Annotated in this window: 17 protein-coding genes and 1 tRNA gene; 5 read left to right on the forward strand and 13 right to left on the reverse strand. The window is 72.3% G+C overall.

The window, feature by feature from the left end; translation table 11 throughout:
- Window positions 1–136: 136 nt before the first annotated feature.
- The 5 genes from ACLHRZ_RS15325 to ACLHRZ_RS15345 all read right to left on the reverse strand — a co-directional run bounded on the left by ACLHRZ_RS15325 (window position 137) and on the right by ACLHRZ_RS15345 (window position 6,033).
- Window positions 137–1,591, reverse strand: coding sequence for a peptidoglycan D,D-transpeptidase FtsI family protein (locus ACLHRZ_RS15325; RefSeq protein ID WP_490418972.1), 1,455 nt, complete (start codon window positions 1,589–1,591; stop codon window positions 137–139).
- Window positions 1,588–3,027, reverse strand: a complete 1,440-nt coding sequence (locus ACLHRZ_RS15330; protein WP_490418973.1) for an FtsW/RodA/SpoVE family cell cycle protein — start codon at window positions 3,025–3,027, stop codon at window positions 1,588–1,590. The genes ACLHRZ_RS15325 and ACLHRZ_RS15330 overlap by 4 nt, the downstream gene beginning before the upstream one ends.
- Window positions 3,028–3,052: 25 nt before the next feature.
- Window positions 3,053–4,549, reverse strand: coding sequence for a Stp1/IreP family PP2C-type Ser/Thr phosphatase (locus ACLHRZ_RS15335; RefSeq protein WP_490419156.1), 1,497 nt, complete (start codon window positions 4,547–4,549; stop codon window positions 3,053–3,055).
- 76 nt (window positions 4,550–4,625) lie between these two features.
- Window positions 4,626–5,165 carry an FHA domain-containing protein FhaB/FipA gene (locus tag ACLHRZ_RS15340; protein ID WP_490418974.1) on the reverse strand — a complete coding sequence of 180 codons (540 nt, stop codon included), beginning with the start codon at window positions 5,163–5,165 and terminating at the stop codon, window positions 4,626–4,628.
- Between the two features lie 10 nt (window positions 5,166–5,175).
- The gene (locus tag ACLHRZ_RS15345) at window positions 5,176–6,033 is read right to left on the reverse strand and encodes an FHA domain-containing protein (RefSeq protein ID WP_490418975.1); all 858 of its coding nucleotides are present in this window, start codon (window positions 6,031–6,033) and stop codon (window positions 5,176–5,178) included.
- 384 nt (window positions 6,034–6,417) lie between these two features.
- Between ACLHRZ_RS15345 and ACLHRZ_RS15350 the strand changes: the two genes are divergently transcribed.
- Window positions 6,418–6,501, forward strand: a tRNA-Leu gene (locus ACLHRZ_RS15350).
- A gap of 139 nt (window positions 6,502–6,640) precedes the next feature.
- Here the strand turns inward: ACLHRZ_RS15350 and ACLHRZ_RS15355 are convergent.
- Window positions 6,641–8,338, reverse strand: coding sequence for a proline--tRNA ligase (locus tag ACLHRZ_RS15355; protein ID WP_490418976.1), 1,698 nt, complete (start codon window positions 8,336–8,338; stop codon window positions 6,641–6,643).
- 116 nt (window positions 8,339–8,454) lie between these two features.
- Window positions 8,455–9,102: an FMN-dependent NADH-azoreductase gene (locus ACLHRZ_RS15360; RefSeq protein WP_490418977.1), complete on the reverse strand. Its 648-nt coding sequence runs from the start codon at window positions 9,100–9,102 to the stop codon at window positions 8,455–8,457.
- Between the two features lie 103 nt (window positions 9,103–9,205).
- On the opposite strand from ACLHRZ_RS15360, the gene ACLHRZ_RS15365 reads away from it, so the two are divergent.
- The 4 genes from ACLHRZ_RS15365 to ACLHRZ_RS15380 all read left to right on the forward strand — a co-directional run bounded on the left by ACLHRZ_RS15365 (window position 9,206) and on the right by ACLHRZ_RS15380 (window position 12,277).
- Complete coding sequence (locus ACLHRZ_RS15365; RefSeq protein WP_490418978.1) at window positions 9,206–9,565, forward strand: winged helix-turn-helix transcriptional regulator; 360 nt, start codon at window positions 9,206–9,208, stop codon at window positions 9,563–9,565.
- 88 nt (window positions 9,566–9,653) lie between these two features.
- On the forward strand, window positions 9,654–11,045 hold the full coding sequence (locus ACLHRZ_RS15370; protein WP_490418979.1) for a DUF2252 domain-containing protein: 1,392 nt from the start codon (window positions 9,654–9,656) through the stop codon (window positions 11,043–11,045).
- 73 nt (window positions 11,046–11,118) lie between these two features.
- Window positions 11,119–11,919, forward strand: a complete 801-nt coding sequence (locus ACLHRZ_RS15375) for a hypothetical protein (protein ID WP_490419157.1) — start codon at window positions 11,119–11,121, stop codon at window positions 11,917–11,919.
- A gap of 10 nt (window positions 11,920–11,929) precedes the next feature.
- Window positions 11,930–12,277, forward strand: a complete 348-nt coding sequence (locus ACLHRZ_RS15380; protein WP_490418980.1) for a rhodanese-like domain-containing protein — start codon at window positions 11,930–11,932, stop codon at window positions 12,275–12,277.
- Window positions 12,278–12,406: 129 nt separating this feature from the next.
- Here the strand turns inward: ACLHRZ_RS15380 and ACLHRZ_RS15385 are convergent, their stop codons facing one another.
- The 6 genes from ACLHRZ_RS15385 to paaA all read right to left on the reverse strand — a co-directional run bounded on the left by ACLHRZ_RS15385 (window position 12,407) and on the right by paaA (window position 17,212).
- A complete protein-coding gene (locus ACLHRZ_RS15385; protein WP_490418981.1) occupies window positions 12,407–13,534 on the reverse strand; it encodes an acyl-CoA dehydrogenase family protein in 1,128 nt (375 codons plus the stop codon).
- A 78-nt stretch (window positions 13,535–13,612) separates the two neighbouring features.
- Window positions 13,613–14,701: a 1,2-phenylacetyl-CoA epoxidase subunit PaaE gene (gene paaE, locus ACLHRZ_RS15390; RefSeq protein ID WP_490418982.1), complete on the reverse strand. Its 1,089-nt coding sequence runs from the start codon at window positions 14,699–14,701 to the stop codon at window positions 13,613–13,615.
- The gene (gene paaD / locus ACLHRZ_RS15395) at window positions 14,702–15,244 is read right to left on the reverse strand and encodes a 1,2-phenylacetyl-CoA epoxidase subunit PaaD (protein WP_490418983.1); all 543 of its coding nucleotides are present in this window, start codon (window positions 15,242–15,244) and stop codon (window positions 14,702–14,704) included.
- Window positions 15,238–15,939 carry a 1,2-phenylacetyl-CoA epoxidase subunit PaaC gene (paaC, locus tag ACLHRZ_RS15400; RefSeq protein WP_490419158.1) on the reverse strand — a complete coding sequence of 234 codons (702 nt, stop codon included), beginning with the start codon at window positions 15,937–15,939 and terminating at the stop codon, window positions 15,238–15,240. The genes paaD and paaC overlap by 7 nt, the downstream gene beginning before the upstream one ends.
- An 11-nt stretch (window positions 15,940–15,950) precedes the next feature.
- Window positions 15,951–16,238 (reverse strand): 1,2-phenylacetyl-CoA epoxidase subunit PaaB, encoded by a 288-nt coding sequence (gene paaB, locus ACLHRZ_RS15405; protein ID WP_490418984.1) that lies wholly within the window; start codon window positions 16,236–16,238, stop codon window positions 15,951–15,953.
- Window positions 16,235–17,212 carry a 1,2-phenylacetyl-CoA epoxidase subunit PaaA gene (paaA, locus tag ACLHRZ_RS15410; protein ID WP_490418985.1) on the reverse strand — a complete coding sequence of 326 codons (978 nt, stop codon included), beginning with the start codon at window positions 17,210–17,212 and terminating at the stop codon, window positions 16,235–16,237. The genes paaB and paaA overlap by 4 nt, the downstream gene beginning before the upstream one ends.
- Window positions 17,213–17,284 lie beyond the last annotated feature (72 nt).

Consider the following 17,284-nt stretch of genomic DNA (forward strand, 5'->3'; position numbering starts at 1 on the left):
CCGCACCGGCGTGGGTCCGGCGGTGTGCTGTCCGGGCATACCGTACCCGGCGCACCGAGCCCCTTCCGGCCGCCACCGTCACCCGATACACGACCGGTACCGACCTGCGGCCCGGGCGCTGCGAGGGTGAGCGGGCTCACTTCTCCGTCTTGAGCACCGCCTCCATGACGCTCTTGGCGATGGGGGCGGCGAGCTTGCCTCCGGCGATGTCGTCACGCGTGGTGTCCGATCCCTCGATCACCACGGCGACGGCGACCGGCGAACCGTTGTCGGTCTTGGCGTAGGAGATGAACCACGCGTAGGGGTTGCCGCTGTTGTCGACGCCGTGCTGGGCCGTACCGGTCTTGCCACCGACCTTGACGCCGTCGATCTGGGCCGCGGTTCCGGTGCCGTCCTGGACCACCGTCTCCATCATGCTCTGCAGCTTCTGGGCGTTGGCGGCGGTGAGCGGCTGGCTCATCTCCTTGGGCTTGTGCTGCTCGATGACGTTCAGGTTGGGCGCGCGCAGCTTGTCGACCATGTACGGCTCCATGAGCTTGCCGTTGTTGGCGACCGCGGAGGCGACCATGGCCATCTGCAGCGGGGTGGCGCGGTTGGAGGCCTGGCCGATGCCCGCCATGGCGTTCTGCGGGCGGTTGTCCTTGGGGTAGACGCTCTTCACGGCGCGCACGGGCGTGTCGACGGTGTTGTTGAAGCCGAACTTCTGGGCCTCGTCCATCATCTTCTGGTTGCCAAGGTCCGCGCTCACCTTGCCGAAGACCGTGTTGCAGGAGTACTTGAGGGCGTCCCGCAGCGAGGCGTTCTGGCAGGGGATGTTGCCCTCGTTGCTCAGCTGGACGCCCGCGGTGTCCGGCAGCACCCACGGCAGCGGCGAGTCGGTCTTGGCGTCGGGGTCGGTGTAGAGGCCGTTCTGCAGCGCGGCGGCGGCGGTGACGACCTTGAACGTGGAGCCCGGCGGGTAGGTCTGCTTGAGCGCCCGGTTGAGCATGGGCTGGTTCTTGTCGTCCTGCAGCGACGTCCACGCCTTGGAGTCGTTGGCCCCGGCGATCGTCGAGGGGTCGTACGACGGTGTGGAGGCCAGCGCCAGGATCTTGCCGGTGCGCGGGTCGAGGGCGGCGACGGCGCCCTTCTTGTCGCCGAGGCCCTTGAACGCGGCCTCCTGCGCCTGGGCGTTGAGCGTGGTGATCACGTCGCCGCCCTTCTTGCCCTTGCCGGTGATCATGTCGACCGTGCGGTTGAAGAACAGCCGGTCGTCGTCGCCGGTGAGCACCTTGTCCTCCAGCTTCTCCAGCTGGTTGGAGTCGAAGACCTGCGAGGAGTAGCCCGTGACCGGGGCCCACATCTCGCCGTTCTTGTAGGTGCGCTTGTACTTGTAGTCGATGCCGCCGGTCTCCACGGAGCCGGTCACGGCGTCGCCGTCGACGATGATGTTGCCGCGCGGCTGGCTGTAACGGGCGATGTCGACGCGGTGGTTGTGCTTGTTGGTCTTGAGCTCGTCGGCCTGGACGAACTGGATCCAGTTGTCGCGGATCATCAGTGCGAGGACGAGGAGACCGCAGAAGATTGCGATCCGGCGCACGGGCTTGTTCACGGGCGGACCACCTGGGTCATCTCGGCGTCGGGGGACGAGGCGGGGGAAGGGGCGGGACGGCGCGCGGTGTCGCTGATCCGGATCAGGATGCCGATCAGGGCCCAGTTGGCGATGATCGACGAACCGCCGGCCGCCAGGAACGGCATGGTCATGCCGGTCAGCGGGATGAGGCCCATCACACCGCCGGCGACGACGAACACCTGCAGCGCGAAGGCACCGGACAGGCCGACCGCCAGGAGCTTGCCGAAGGGGTCGCGGGCGGCGAGCGCGGTGCGCACGCCGCGCTCCACGATCAGGCCGTAGAGCAGCAGCAGGGCCATCATCCCGGCCAGGCCGAGCTCCTCGCCGACGGTGGAGAGGATGAAGTCGGCGTTGGCGGCGAACCCGATGAGGTCGGAGTTGCCCTGCCCGAGGCCGGAGCCCAGGGTGCCGCCGGAGCCGAAGGACATGATGGCGTCGCCGATCTGCTGGCAGGCGCCGCTCGGGTCCGTCTTGTAGCAGGCGAACGGGTCGAGCCAGGCGTTGACGCGCTTCTGGACGTGGGACTCGAAGGTGGCCACGCCGACGGCGCCGACCGCGGACATCAGCAGGCCGAAGAAGATCCAGCTGGTGCGCTCGGTCGCCACGTAGAGCATGACGACGAACAGGCCGAAGAACAGCAGCGAGGTGCCCAGGTCCGTCTCGAAGACCAGGATCAGGATGGACATCGCCCAGACCGCGAGGATCGGGCCGAGGTCACGGCCGCGCGGCAGGTACATGCCCATGAAGCGGCGGCTGGCCAGGGCCAGGGCGTCGCGCTTGACCATCAGGTAGCCCGAGAAGAACACCGCGATGACGATCTTCGCGAACTCGCCGGGCTGGATGGTGCCCAGACCCGGGACGGAGATCCAGATCTTGGCGCCGTTCACCGCCGGGAAGAACATCGGGACGATCAGCAGGAACAGCGCCACCGCCATCGAGATGTAGGTGTAGCGCTGCAGGATCCGGTGGTCCTTGAGCAGCATCAGGACGGCGATGAAGAGTGCGATGCCCACCGCGGTGAACAGCAGCTGCTTCGGGGCGTCCGGAGCGAAGGCGCCGAAGGCGCTCTTGGCGCGCTGGATGAGCCGCGGCGACTGGTCGAGCCGCCAGATCAGCACCAGGCCCAGCCCGTTGAGGAGAGTGGCCAGCGGCAGCAGCAGCGGGTCCGCGTAGCGGGCGAACCTGCGCACCGCCAGGTGCGCGACGCCCGCCATCAGACCGAGGCCGAGGCTGTAGCCGAGCATCCCCGACGGCATCGTGCCGTCGATGGCGAGGCCCACGTTGGCGTAGGCGAAGCACGGGATGAGCACGGCGAAGACCAGCAGGGCGAGCTCGGTGTTGCGCCTGCTGGGCAGGCCCACGGTGCTGATCGTCGTCGTGGCCGTGGCGTTCGGCAGCGGTGACGTGGCTGACATGACTGGCTGGCCCCTTACCGCTTCGCTATTGGGTGTTGCTGCACTGCGGGACCAACTTCTGCTCTTCGTCGGTGAGGGTGGGGGCCGGGTCGGGGGTCGGGGTCGGCGTGGCGTTCGGCTTCGGCTCGCCGGGCTTGTCGGCCTGGTTCGGATTCTGCTTCTCGTTCTCCCGGCGCTGGGCCTCCGCCTTGCGGCGCTCGTCCTCCTTCTTGCAGGCGCCGGCGAGCGTGCCGAGCTCCTTGGCCTTCGCCTCGGCCTGGCTGCGGCTGCCCACCGTGATGGTGTCCACGACGCGGCTGCGCTGGTCGACCGGGAGGTACTTGAGTTCGATCTCCGGGTGGTCCTGGTACAGCTTGCTGAGGCTGACCCAGGCCAGGTCCTGGTTGATGCCCTGGTAGACGGCGACGTGGTCGTTGTCCTTGGCACCCACGTAGTACTGCGACTGCGTCCACTGCCAGCCGGCGTAGAGGCCGCCGGCGACGACGCCGAGGCAGACCGTCAGGATCAGCGACCGCTTGAGCCACTTGCCGCGGCGGACGGGCTTGACGTACTCCTCGTCCTCGTCGAGGAAGCCGCCGAACTCCCCTTCCGGAGCGGCCGCGAGAGCCGGGTCGCCGCTGCCGGGCGGGCCGAAGCCGCCCTCCTGCGGGGGCACGGACCGGCCCGAGCGGCCGAGTTCGGAGGCGCGGCCGGCCGGGGTCTGCATGGCACCGGCGTCGTTGAAGTGCAGCTGGTTCTCGGCGACCGCACCGACGATCACCGGGGTGTCGCTGATCTGCTGCGCCAGGGTGTCCCCGCCGTCCATGTCGAGGACGTCGGCGATGATGACGGTGATGTTGTCCGGGCCGCCGCCGCGCAGGGCGAGGCGGATCAGCTCCTCGACGGTCTCGTGCGGACCCTGGTAGCTGGCCAGGGTCTCTTCCATCGTCTGGTGGCTGACGACCCCGGAGAGGCCGTCGGAACAGATCAGATAGCGGTCGCCGGCGCGCACCTCGCGGATCGAGAGGTCGGGCTCCACGTGCTCGCCGCTGCCGAGGGCACGCATCAGCAGCGAGCGCTGCGGGTGCGTGGTGGCCTCCTCCTCGGTGATCCGGCCCTCGTCGACCAGGCGCTGCACCCAGGTGTGGTCCTGGGTGATCTGCGTGAGGACGCCGTCGCGCAGCAGGTACGCGCGCGAGTCGCCGACGTGCACCAGGCCGAGGCGCTGGCCCGTCCACAGCAGGGCGGTGAGCGTGGTGCCCATGCCCTCCAGCTGGGGGTCCTCCTCGACCATGACGCGCAGCTGGTCGTTGGCGCGCTGCACGGCGCTGCCCAGGGAGGTGAGGATGTCGGAGCCGGGGATGTCGTCGTCGAGCGTGACGAGGGTGGAGATCACCTCGGAGGAGGCGACCTCACCGGCGGCCTGGCCGCCCATGCCGTCGGCGATGGCGAGCAGCCGGGGGCCGGCGTAACCGGAGTCCTCGTTGCCCTCGCGGATCATGCCCTTGTGCGATCCGGCGGCGAAACGCAGTGACAGACTCATGCGCACCTCGCCCGTCGGCTCCGGGTACAGCCCCTTTCCGGACACGCTGCCCACCCTCCGGTCGTCATGGTCCTAACTACTTCCGCAGCTCGATGACGGTCTTGCCGATACGGATCGGCGCACCGAGCGGGATCGGGGTCGGGGTGGTCAGCCTGGTCCGGTCGAGATAGGTGCCGTTGGTCGACCCCAGGTCCTCGACGATCCACTGGCCGTCGCGGTCGGGGTAGATCCTGGCATGCCTGCTGGACGCGTAGTCGTCGTCCAGCACGATCGTGGAGTCGTGGGCGCGGCCGAGGGAGATCGTCTGGCCCTGCAGGGCCACCGTGGTGCCGGTGAGCGAGCCCTCGGAGACGACCAGCTTGGTGGGGGCGCCGCGACGGCCCCGCTCGGCGCGCCGGCCGCCGGACTGCTGCCGGGTCTGCTGCCGGGTCTGCTGCGGCGCCGCGGTCTGCTGCGCGGCGCGCTGCTGTCGGCCGGTGTCGCCGCGGCGCGAGCCGCGCTGGGTCACGCGGGTGCCGAAGAGATCGCTGCGGATGACCTGTACGGCCACGATGACGAACAGCCACAGTACGGCGAGGAAACCCAACCGCATGACCGTGAGGGTCAGCTCTGACATTGCCCCCGCTTCACCCTTCGGCTTGCCGATAAACGATGGTGGTGCTGCCCACGACGATGCGCGAGCCGTCGCGGAGCGTAGCGCGCGTGGTGTGCTGCCCGTCCACCACGATCCCGTTGGTCGACCCCAGGTCCTCGATGGTGGCGGGGGTGCCGACCCGGATTTCGCAGTGCCGGCGGGAGACACCGGGGTCGTCGATGCGTACGTCCGCCTCGGTGCTGCGGCCCAGCACGAGGGTGGACCGCGAGATCTGGTGGCGGGTGCCGTTGATCTCGATCCAGCGCCGCGTCTGCGTGCCCTGCGACGGTCCGGGAACCGGTCCGCCCGTGCGGGGCAGGGGCCGGACGCCGGGGGGCGGGGCCGCGGGCATGGGCGGCGCACCGGCCGGCGGACGCGCCGCCTGGTACCCGCCGCCGTGGGTGACCGCGCCGCCGGACGCGTACGGGGCGGCGGCACGCTGCTGCTGCTGGGCGCCGTGCGGGTCCTGGGACTCGCTGGACGCGAGCGTGCGGCTGCGCACCCGGTACAGACCGGTGTCGAGGTCGTCGGCCTTCTCCAGGTGGACCTTGATGGTCCCCATGAAGGTGTACCGCTGCTGCTTGGCGTACTCGCGGACCATGCCCGCCAGTTCGTCGCCGAGCTGGCCGGAGTACGGGCTGAGGCGCTCGAAGTCCGGCGCGCTCAGCTCCACGATGAAGTCGTTGGGGACGACCGTGCGGTCGCGGTTCCAGATGGTGGCGTTGTTGTCGCACTCCCGCTGGAGTGCACCCGCGATCTCGACCGGCTGTACCTCGGACTTGAACACCTTGGCGAAGGTGCCGTTCACGAGACCCTCGAGTCGCTGCTCGAAGCGCTTCAGTACTCCCACGGGGCACCTCCTTCCCTCAGTGACGTCTGTGATGCCCGTCGTCGGCTCAGTGTCGTTCCTGATACTGCTTACTGATCGTATCCACGCGTCGGGGAAACGCCCGGTTCCCCTTCGGCGCCAGGAGTGACGAGTGTCGCCTTCCTGCGGCGGCCCCGTCCTTCCGCTTGTCCTCCTACGGATCGTAGAGGCGCCTACGAGCCAGTGTCCCGCAACCGGAGCGGTACCTGCTCCGCCCCCGCACCCCCGCCGGGGGCCCGGGGCTTGGGCCAGGGGTGTGAAGGGACCCCGGGTGACGTGCTAATGTTCTCGATGTCGGAAGGCGAGCGCGACGGAAACGGACCGAAAGGGCCGAAGACGGAGCGGGAAGCAGGAAGACGCACCCATGCGCGGGTGGCGGAATAGGCAGACGCGCTGGATTCAGGTTCCAGTGCCCGAAAGGGCGTGGGGGTTCAACTCCCCCCTCGCGCACAGTGAGAACGGGCCGCATCGTCGAGATGCGGCCCGTTTTCGTATGCCCTTCCCCCGGGCCGGGGATGTGAGGAGCGTCTCAGAGGCGGGTCCGCCGCAGCAGGACGGTGGGGAACCGCCCCGCTGCGGTGCGTTGCCGTCAGGCCGTGAGGCGGGCGATGGCCTCGTCGGCGGTGAGCTCCTCGCGGGCGCCGGTGCGGCGGTCCTTCAGTTCGAGGACGCCCTCGGCGGAGCGGCGGCCGGCGACCAGGATGCGGGGGACGCCGATGAGTTCGGCGTCGGTGAACTTCACGCCCGGCGAGACCCCGGCCCGGTCGTCGACGATGACGCGGACGCCCGCGGCGGCCAGCTTGGCGGCGACCTCCAGGGCGAACTCGGTCTGCAGGGCCTTGCCCGCGGCGACGACGTGCACGTCCGCCGGGGCGACCTCGGCGGGCCAGCACAGGCCCCGCTCGTCCGCGGTCTGCTCGGCGAGGGCGGCCACCGCGCGCGAGACGCCGATGCCGTACGAACCCATGGTCACCCGCACCGGCTTGCCCTGCGGGCCCAGGACGTCGAGCCGGAAGGCGTCGGCGTACTTGCGGCCCAACTGGAAGATGTGGCCGATCTCGATGGCCCGGCCGAGCTCCAGGCCCGCGCCGCAGGAGGGGCACGGGTCGCCGGCCTCGACGACGGCCACGTCGAGATACGCGTCGGGCTCGAAGTCCCGGCCGCAGACGACGTTCCGGGCGTGTGTGCCGGGCTTGTTGGCGCCGGTGATCCAGGCGGTGCCGGGGGCGACGCGGGGGTCGGCGAGGCAGCGGACGCCCTGCAGGCCCTGTGGTCCCACGTAGCCGCGGACGAGGTCGGGGCGGCCGGCGAAGTCCTCGGCGGTGACCAGCTCGACGGCTGCCGGGGCGAGGTGCCCGGCCAGCTTGCCCAGGTCGACCTCGCGGTCGCCGGGGACGCCGACGGCCGTGATCTCGCCGTCGACCTTCACCAGGAGGTTCTTCAGGGTCGCGGAGGCCGGGACGCCGAGGTGGGCGGCCAGGCTCTCGATGGTGGGGGTGTCGGGGGTGTCCAGCTCCTCGGGCGCGGGGTGCCCGCCGGCGTCGGCGGGCCGCAGGGGGTGGGTCACGGCCTCGGTGTTGGCGGCGTAGTCGCACTGCGGACAGCGGGCGAAGGTGTCCTCGCCGGCGGCGGCCGGGGCGAGGAACTCCTCGGAGGCCGAGCCGCCCATGGCGCCGGAGACGGCGGAGACGATGCGGTGCTCCAGGCCGAGGCGCTCGAAGATGCGCCGGTAGGCCGCGCGGTGCAGCCGGTAGGACTCCGCCAGGCCCTCGTCCGTGGTGTCGAAGGAGTACGAGTCCTTCATCTGGAACTCGCGGCCGCGCAGCACGCCGGCGCGGGGCCGTGCCTCGTCCCGGTACTTGGTCTGGATCTGGTAGAGCATCACCGGCAGGTCCTTGTAGGACGTGCACTGGTCCTTCACCAGCAGGGTGAAGATCTCCTCGTGGGTCGGGCCGAGGAGGTGGTCGGCGCCCTTGCGGTCCTTGAGGCGGAAGAGCTCGTCGCCGTACTCCTCCCAGCGCCCGGTGGTCTCGTAGGGCTCCTTGGGCAGGAGGGCGGGGAGCATGACCTCCTGGGCGCCGATGGCGTCCATCTCCTCGCGCACCACGCGCGCGACGTTGTCCAGGACCCGCTTGCCGAGCGGCAGCCACGACCAGACGCCCGCGGAGGTGCGGCGGACGTAGCCGGCGCGGACGAGCAGCCGGTGGCTGAGCGTCTCGGCGTCCGCCGGGTCGTCGCGCAGCGTCTTGATCAGCATCCGGGACATGCGCTGGACGGCCTCGGGCATCGTGAACTCCTGCGTGCGCTGTGAGTTTTGGGCGGATTGCCGACGAGGGTAGCCGTGCAGCAGCAGGGGGCGCCCGGGAATTCCCGGGCGCCCCCTGGCGCGGGTGAGGGTGCCGGTCAGGCGGCGAGGCGGGCGGCCAGGGCCTTGGCCTTGGCGGCGGCCTCCTCGTGGGCCGCCGTGCGGGAGGCGTCCGCCTTGTCGATCAGGTCGGCCATCGCGGGGACGGAGCGGGCCAGGGTGAGCTCGGGGGTGATGACGTCGACCTCCAGGCCGAGCGCGCCGTTGAGCACCTTCTCCATGTACGTGGCCGCGAAATCGAAGCCGTCGCGCGGGGTGCCCGGCGCGTAGGAGCCGCCGCGGCTGGCGACGACGGTGACCGGCTTGCCGGCGACGGAGGAGTTCTCGCCGGCCGTGCGGCCCATGATGATCACGTGGTCCAGCCAGGCCTTGAGGCTCGAGGGGACCGTGAAGTTGTACATCGGGGCGCCGATGAGCACCGCGTCCGCGGCCTCCAGTTCGGCGGCCAGCTCCTCGCGCAGGGCGAAGGCGGCCCGCTGCTCCTCGGTGCGCTCGGCGGGGTCGGCGAACTGGGCGGATATGCCGGCCGCGGTGATGTGCGGCAGCGGGTTCGCGGCGAGGTCGCGGTGGACGACCGTGCCCTCGGGGTGCTGCTCCTCCCAGGCCTTGCGGAAGGTGGCCGTGACATCGCGGGAGGCGGAGCCCTGGGGGAGGGCGGAGGAGTCGAGAATCAGCAGCGTGGCCATGAGAAAACTCCGGAATGACGAGATGAAGTTCCGTACGGAACTATTGATAGCACAGGAGCTTACTTTTCTGCAGTAACCAACGGCAGGGGAGTACCCTGGAGGCATGGCGGATCACGGTGAGCAGGCGTGCAAGAGCGTCGGCGAGGGCATTACGCGTGTCTTCGGGCTCTTCGGCAAGCGCTGGACGGGCCTGATCGTGGCCACGCTGCTGGCGGGGCCCGCGTACTTCGCCGACCTGCGGCGCGCCATTCCGGGCATCAGCGAGCGCATGCTCTCGGACCGGCTCACCGAGCTGGCCGCCGCGGGCCTGCTGCTGCGCGAGGTGGACGCCGGCCCGCCGCTGCGGGTCGCCTACCGGCTGACCGAGGCGGGCAAGGCGCTGGAGCCCGCGCTCAAGGAGCTGGGGCGGTGGGCGGAGCAGCACCTGGACGGCGGCAGCGGCTGCCCCGAGCGGTTCCGCTGAGACCGGCCGCTGCACTTCCGGGGGCGTTGTCGGTGGACGGCGGTACGGTCGGGGGCAGTTGACGTCTTCCGGCCGGGGGAGTGCTGCGATGTCACGACTGCCGTACGTACCGGGGTTCGCCGGGCCTGCCGAGGGTGTGGGCGGCAAGGCCGCGGGCAGGGCGCTGCGGGAGCGCGCGCTGCGCTCGGCGCACGCCCGGTGGAGACCGGCGCCCGGGCGGCCCGGGGCCGTGGAGTCGGTCGAGGCGTCGAACGCCGGGCGGCTGCCCGAGCTGACGCCGATCAGGGTCGGCCGCATGGCGGCCTCCCCCTTCGCCTTCCTGCGCGGCTCGGCCGGGCTCATGGGGCACGACCTGGCCGGCACGCCCGTCACCGGCCTCGGCGCGCAGCTCTGCGGCGATGCGCACGCCGCGAACTTCGGCCTCTACGGCGATGCGCGCGGTGAACTGGTCATCGATCTCAACGACTTCGACGAGACCGTGTACGGGCCGTGGGAGTGGGACGTGAAGCGGCTCGCCGCCTCGCTGGTGCTGGCCGGCCGGGAGGCGGGCGCGGGCGAGGACGTCTGCCGCGCCGCCGCGCGGGACGCGGCGGGCGCCTACCGGCGGACGATGCGGCTGCTGGCGCGGATGCCGGTGACCGACGCGTGGAACGCGGTCACCGACGAGGAACTCGTCTCGCACGCGGAGGCGCACCAGCTGTTGGGCACGCTGGAGAAGGTCGCGGCCAAGGCCCGGCGCAACACGAGCGCCCGCTTCGCGGCCGGGGCGACGGAGCCGGACGGCCGGGGCGGCCGGCGCTTCGTGGACGCCCCGCCCGTGCTGCGCAGGATCCCGGACGGCGAGGCCGCGGCGGTCGCCCGTGCGCTGGGGCCCTATCTGCGGACGCTGCCCGAGGAGCTCCTGCCGCTGCCCGCCCGGTACGAGGCGCAGGACGTGGCGTTCCGGGTGGTGGGGACGGGGAGCGTGGGCCTGCGCTCGTACGTGGTCCTCCTGCTCGACCACCGCGGCGAGGCCCTGGTGCTGCAGGTGAAGGAGGCGCGGCCGTCGGTCCTCCTGCCGTACGCGGCCGCCGCGGGCTTCGCGCAGCCGCAGGAGGAGACCGGGCACGAGGGTCGGCGTGTGGTGCTCGGGCAGAAGCGGATGCAGGTGGTCAGCGATGTGCTGCTGGGCTGGACGACCGTCGCGGAGCGGCCGTACCAGGTGCGCCAGTTCCGCAACCGCAAGGGAAGCGTGGACCCGGCGGCGCTGGCCCCCGGCGAGCTCGACGACTACGGGCGGATGACCGGCGCCCTGCTGGCGCGGGCCCATGCGCACACGGCGGACCCGCTGGTCATAGGCGCCTACTGCGGCAAGGGGGAGCAGTTGGAGGACGCCCTGGCCGACTTCGCGGTGCGGTACGCGGACCGCACGGAGGCGGACCACGCGGAGCTGCTCGCCGCGGTGCGGTGCGGGCGGATCGCGGCGGAGACGGGGGTGTAGGGGCCTCCTGCGCGCCGGACCGGCCGGAACCGTTCCCCGCCCCGGCCGGACGCCTCGTACCCTGGGGCGCGTGATGAATCCGGAGGCGGACATTTCCGAGGACCCCGCGGCGGAGCGGCTCGCGCAGGCCGTGCGGGCCGCCGAGCAGGCGCTGATCGAGTTCGAGATAGCGGTGGAGACCTTCCGCGTGGAGGTCGAGAACTTCTCCCGGCTGCACCACCAGCGGCTCGGCCCGATGTACGCGCGTCTCGACGAGCTGGAAGCGCTGATCGCGGAGGCCGTGGCCGCGCGCAGCGGCAGCGCCGAGGACGTCCGGCGGGCCCGGGAGGCGCGGGCCCTGGTGCAGCCGCTGCCCGGGGCGGAGGAGCTGCTCGGCGGCTGGATGGACTCCGACGGCCTCTTCCCCGAGGCCGGCGCCATGCTCACCGAGCAGCCCGTGCAGCCGCCCAAGCGGGTGCGGCCCAGCGACGAGGCGCGCCGGGCCTACCGCGAGCTCGTCCGCAAGGCGCACCCGGACCTGGCGGCCGACGAGGCGGACCGGCAGCGGCGCGAGGAGTTCCTCGTGCGCGTCAACACCGCGTACGCGCAGGGCGACGAGGCGACGCTGCGCACGCTGGCCGCGGAGTGGGCGGCGGGCCCGTTGCCGGGGCAGCGGCGGGCGAGCCGCGGCGAGGAGCTGTACGCCCGGCTGGAGTGGCTGGCCCAGCGCAAGGAGATGCTCTCGGCGGTGGCCGCCGAGCTGGAGGGGTCCGCGATCGGTGCCATGATCAAGATGGCGCCGGACGACCCCGACGGGCTGCTCACGGAGATCGCCGACGGCCTGGTGGCGCAGATCGCCGAGCGGGAGGCCCGGCTGGCGTCGCTGGTCGGGTAGCGTCGGAGGCATGGTTTTTGGTTCTGCTGTGCCCACGGTCGGTGTCGACGCCCTGTCCTCCGGTGACTTCCTGCTCGATGTCCGCGAGGCCGACGAGTGGGAGGCGGGGCATGCCGAGACTGCGCTGCACCTGCCGATGAGCGAGTTCGTGGCGCGGTTCGGCGAGCTGACGGAGAAGGCGCCCGAGGGCGGCCGGATCCACGTCATCTGCCGGTCGGGCGGGCGGTCCGCGCAGGTGACCAACTACCTGGTGCAGCAGGGGTTCGACGCCGTCAATGTGGACGGCGGTATGCAGGCCTGGGCGGCCTCGGGCCGCCCGGTCGTGGACGGGGCCGGGGGCTCCGGCACGGTGATCTAAGGCCTCGCTTCTTCTGCGGGCCGGTGGGGCTGGTCGCGCCCACGCGGCGGAGCCGCTGGGGGTACCTCCTGGGGGCACCCCCAGCGGTAGCTGGGGGAGGTAGCTGGGGGAGTAACGGCCCCGCGCCCCTTACGGGGCGCCTTCCGCCAGCAGGTCGCCCAGCGCCTCCTCGTGGGCTGCTGCCGGGCCCAGGGACAGTTCCAGTTGCTTGGCCCACGCGTGGTAGCGGTGCAGGACGTAGTCCGTGTCGGCGCCGAAGCCGCCGTGCAGGTGCTGTGCGGTCTGGACGACGCGGCGCACGCCCTCCGCGGCCCAGATCTTCGCCACGGCGACGTCCGCGGCCGCCGGGAGGGCGCCTTCCGCACCCGACTCGATGCGCCAGGCGGCCTGCCACAGGGTGGCCTCCATGGCGCGCAGGTCGATGTAGCGGTCGGCCGCCTGGACGGCCACGGCCTGGAAGGTGGCCAGGGGGTGGCCGAACTGCTCGCGTTTCGCGGTGTATTCGCCCGTCATCCGCAGGACCTCCTCCCCCAGGCCGAGCGCCAGCGCACAGGTGCCGGTGGCCAGCAGGCGGCGCAGCCACTCCCAGGCGCCCTCGGCCGTGACGGTCTCCCCCTCGCCGACGTGGACGGACTCCAGGACGGCCTGCGCATACGGCTCGCCGCTGGTGGAGACCTGGTCGGCGAGGGTGACCCCGGGGCGGTCGGGGGGCACGAGGGCGAGGACGGTGCGGCCGTCGTCCGTGCGGGCCGGGAGCAGGATCCGGTCGGCGCTGCGGGCCCAGGGCACGGCGGTCTGCAGCCCGTCCAGGCGCAGGCCCCCGTTCACCGGGCGGGCGGTGACGGCCAGTTCGGCCCCGTCGTGCCCGGTGCGGCCGTGGGCGGCCACGGTCACGACGAGCTCCCCGCCGCCGATCGGCGGCAGCAGCCGGTCCGTCCCGGCGCCGCCGAACTTCCGCAGGGCCAGGGCCGCGGCGCCGGTCTCCAGCAGCGGTACCCGGGCCAGGACCCTCCCCGCCTCGCGCAGCACCAGGCACAGGGCCACGGGGCCGAGCCCCGCGCCGCCGTACTCGACCGGAACGGGCAGGCTCAGCAGGTCGGCCGCGGCGAGCCGGCGCCACAGCGCGCGGTCGATGTCCCCGGCGACGGCGCCGGGAACGAGCGCCGGGCTGGGCACGCCGTCCGGGGCGGTGCCGGAGAGGACGGCCCCGGCCGCTTCGGCGGCCGCCTGCTGCTCCTCGGTGAAGGTGAAGTCCATGGCCTGCTGCCGCCTTCCGCCTCCCGGTTATCTGACGGTCCGTCAAGATAGGGCAGGCACCGGCAACTCGGAAGCGCCTCAGCTGTCGAAGTCCAGCTCCACCTCCTCCGTCACCGGATGAGACTGGCAGGCCAGCACATAGCCGGCGTCCAATTCCTCCTGCTCCAGGGCGAAGTTCCGGTCCATCCGCACCTCGCCGGACACCAGGCGGGCCCGGCACGTCCCGCACACCCCGCCCTTGCAGGCGAAGGGCGCGTCGGAGCGGTTGCGCAGCACCGCCTCCAGCAGCGACTCGCCGTCCTGCACCGGCCAGCTGCCGCTGCGTCCGTCCAGCGTCGCGGTGACCGTGCTGCGGTCGGGGGCGGGGGCCGCTGCGGGGCGGGCGTCCGCGGCCGGTGCGTCCGCCACGTGGAAGATCTCCTCGTGGATCCGGTCCCGGGCGACTCCCAGGCCGCGCAGGGCCCGCTCGGCGCCCTGGACCAGGCCGTGGGGGCCGCACAGGAACCAGCCGTCCACGGCCTCCACCGGCAGCAGGGCGGGCAGCAGCCGGGTGAGCCGCTCCTCGTCCAGCCGCCCGGACGCGGGCCCGGCCTGCTGTTCCTCGCGGGAGAGGACCTGTACGAGCTGGAACCGTTCCGGATAGCGGTCCTTGAGGTCGGCCACCTCGTCCAGGAACATCGTCGACGCCGTCGTACGGTCGCTGCGCACCAGGGTGAACCGGGCCGCGGGCTCCCGGGCGAGCAGCGTCGAGACGATGCACAGCACCGGCGTGATCCCGCTGCCGCCGACGACCGCCGCGAACCGGCCCGGGCGCGGCTCCAGCACGAACCGCCCTGCCGGCGGCAGTACTTCGACGGTGTCCCCGGCCTTCAGCTCCTTGAGGGCGTAGGTGGAGAACACGCCGCCGTCCACCAGCCGCACCGCCACCCGCAGCGCCTCCGGCCCCTCCGTGCCGGGCTCGGGCGCCCGGCCGCAGATGGAGTACGTGCGGCGTATCTCCGCGCCGTCGACGGTGCGGCGCAGGGCGAGGTGCTGGCCCGGGGCGTGCCGGAAGTCCGCGCGCAGTGCGGGCGGCACGGCGAGGGTCACGGCGACCGAGTCGTCGGTGAGCGGGTCGACGGCTGCCACCTGCAGGGGGTGGAAGACGCCGTGGCGGGCCGCTGCCATCTACAACTCCTTGAAGTGGTCGAACGGTTCGCGGCATGCCTCGCAACGGCGCAGGGCCTTGCAGGCGGTGGAGGAGAAGCGGCTCAGCACGGTGGTGTCGGCGGAGCCGCAGTGCGGGCAGCGCACCGGCTCCACCGGGCCGGCGGGCTCCGCGGCGAGCCGGGTGGGGCCCAGCCCGACGGCGACCGGCCCCGCCGCCCGGGCGCCCGGGCGGGGCGGCGCTATGCCGGACTCGGCCAGCTTGCGGCGCCCTTCGGCCGTGATGTCGTCCGTGGACCAGGCGGGGGAGAGCACGGTACGCACGGACACCTCGGCCTGCCCGTGCTCGTGCAGTACGCGCTCGATGTCCGCCGCCATGGCCTCGACGGCGGGGCAGCCGGTGTAGGTGGGGGTCAGCTCCACCTCGACGCGGCCGGGGCCGAGGACGTGCAGCCCGCGCAGGACGCCCAGTTCGGCGAGGGAGAGGACGGGCAGCTCGGGGTCGGGGACCGCGCCGGCCAGGGCCCGGAGCTCCGCTTCGAGGGGGGTGGGCGCGGTCACCATGCCGCCCCCGGGTGGCTGCGGTGCAGGTGCTGCATCTCGGCGAGCATCCGGCCGAACGGCTCGGTGTGGATGCCCTGGCGCCCGGCGCCCGCCGTCCAGGCGCCTTCCCGGGGGCCGTCGGGAAGGGTCAGGCCGGCGCGGCCGACGACATCCGTGACGTATGCGCTCCAACCGTCCTGCAGGACGGGCCAGTCGGCGGACACGCCCTCGACCGGCTCGAAGAGCTCGCCCGTGTACCGCCAGAGGGCGTCGAGGGCGTGCTGCATCCGGGCGTGGCTCTCCGCCGTGCCGTCGCCGAGGCGGAGCGTCCAGTGCCCGGCGTGGTCGAGGTGGTAGGCGACCTCCTTGACGGCCTTGGCCGCCAGCGGGGCGAACGGGCCGTTGCCCGAGGCCAGTTGGCCGTACAGCAGCTGCTGGTACGCCGAGAAGTACAGCTGGCGGGCGATCGTGTGGGCGAAGTCCCCGTTGGGCTGCTCGACGAGCTGGACGTTGCGGAAGGCGCGCTCCTCGCGGAGGAAGGCCAGTTCGTCCTCGTCGCCGGTGAGGGAGAGTAGGGTGCGGGCCTGGCCCAGCAGGTCCAGGGCGATGTTGGCGAGCGCGACCTCCTCCTCCAGGACCGGGGCGTTCCCGGCCCACTCCCCCAGCCGGTGGGAGAGCACCAGGGCGTCGTCGCCCAGGGCGAGTGCGGCCGTCACGGGTACGCGGTTCACAGGTGCCGCACTCCTTCCGGGATCTCGTAGAAGGTCGGATGGCGGTAGGGCTTGTCGGCGGCGGGCTCGAAGAACGGGTCCTTCTCGTCCGGCGAGGAGGCGGTGACCGCGGTGGAGGGGACGACCCAGATCGAGACGCCCTCCGAGCGGCGGGTGTAGAGGTCGCGGGCGTTGCGCAGGGCCATCTCCGCGTCCGGGGCGTGCAGGCTGCCGGCGTGGGTGTGCGACAGGCCGCGCCTGCTGCGCACGAACACCTCCCAGAGCGGCCAGTCGGTGCCGGTCATGCCGCTGCCTCCTCGTGCTTCGCGTGCTGCCCGCGTTCCGTGTGCTTCGCGGCGTAGGCCGCTGCTGCTTCGCGCACCCAGGCGCCTTCCTCGTGGGCCCGCCTGCGGCGCTCCATGCGCTGCTCGTTGCACGGGCCGTTGCCGCGGAGCACCTCGTGGAACTCGTCCCAGTCGATGGCGCCGAAGTCGTGGTGGCCGCGCTGCTCGTTCCAGCGCAGGTCCGGGTCCGGCAGGGTCAGGCCGAGGGACTCGGCCTGGGGGACGCAGATGTCGACGAAGCGCCGGCGCAGCTCGTCATTGGAGTGGCGCTTGATCTTCCAGGCCATGGACTGGGCGGAGTGCGCCGAGGCGTCGTCGGGCGGGCCGAACATCATCAGGGACGGCCACCACCAGCGGTCCACCGCGTCCTGCGCCATGGCGTGCTGGGCCTCGGTGCCGCGGCTGAGGGCGAGGAGGAGCTCGTAGCCCTGGCGCTGGTGGAAGGACTCCTCCTTGCAGATGCGGATCATGGCGCGGGCGTAGGGGCCGTAGGAGCAGCGGCAGAGCGGGACCTGGTTGGTGATCGCGGCGCCGTCCACGAGCCAGCCGATGGCGCCGACGTCCGCCCAGGTCAGAGTGGGGTAGTTGAAGATCGAGGAGTAGCGCTGGCGGCCCGAGTGGAGCTTGTCGAGCAGCTCGTCGCGGCCGGTGCCCAGGGTCTCGGCGGCGCTGTAGAGGTACAGGCCGTGGCCGGCCTCGTCCTGCACCTTGGCCATCAGGATGGCCTTGCGGCGCAGCGAGGGGGCCCGGGTGATCCAGTTGGCCTCGGGCTGCATGCCGATGATCTCGGAGTGGGCGTGCTGGGCGATCTGGCGCACCAGCGTCGCGCGATAGGCGTCGGGCATCCAGTCCCGCGGCTCGATGCGCTCGTCGGCGGCCAGCGCGGCATCGAACACCGCCTCCGGCGCTTGTGCGTCCGGCACCGTCATGGTCATGCCGTGCCCCCTGTACTCTCTCGTCCTACTCCCTACCGACCGATCGTTCGGTTCAATGGTGGGCCGAGCGCT

This window comes from Streptomyces sp. AM25, assembly GCF_058146165.1.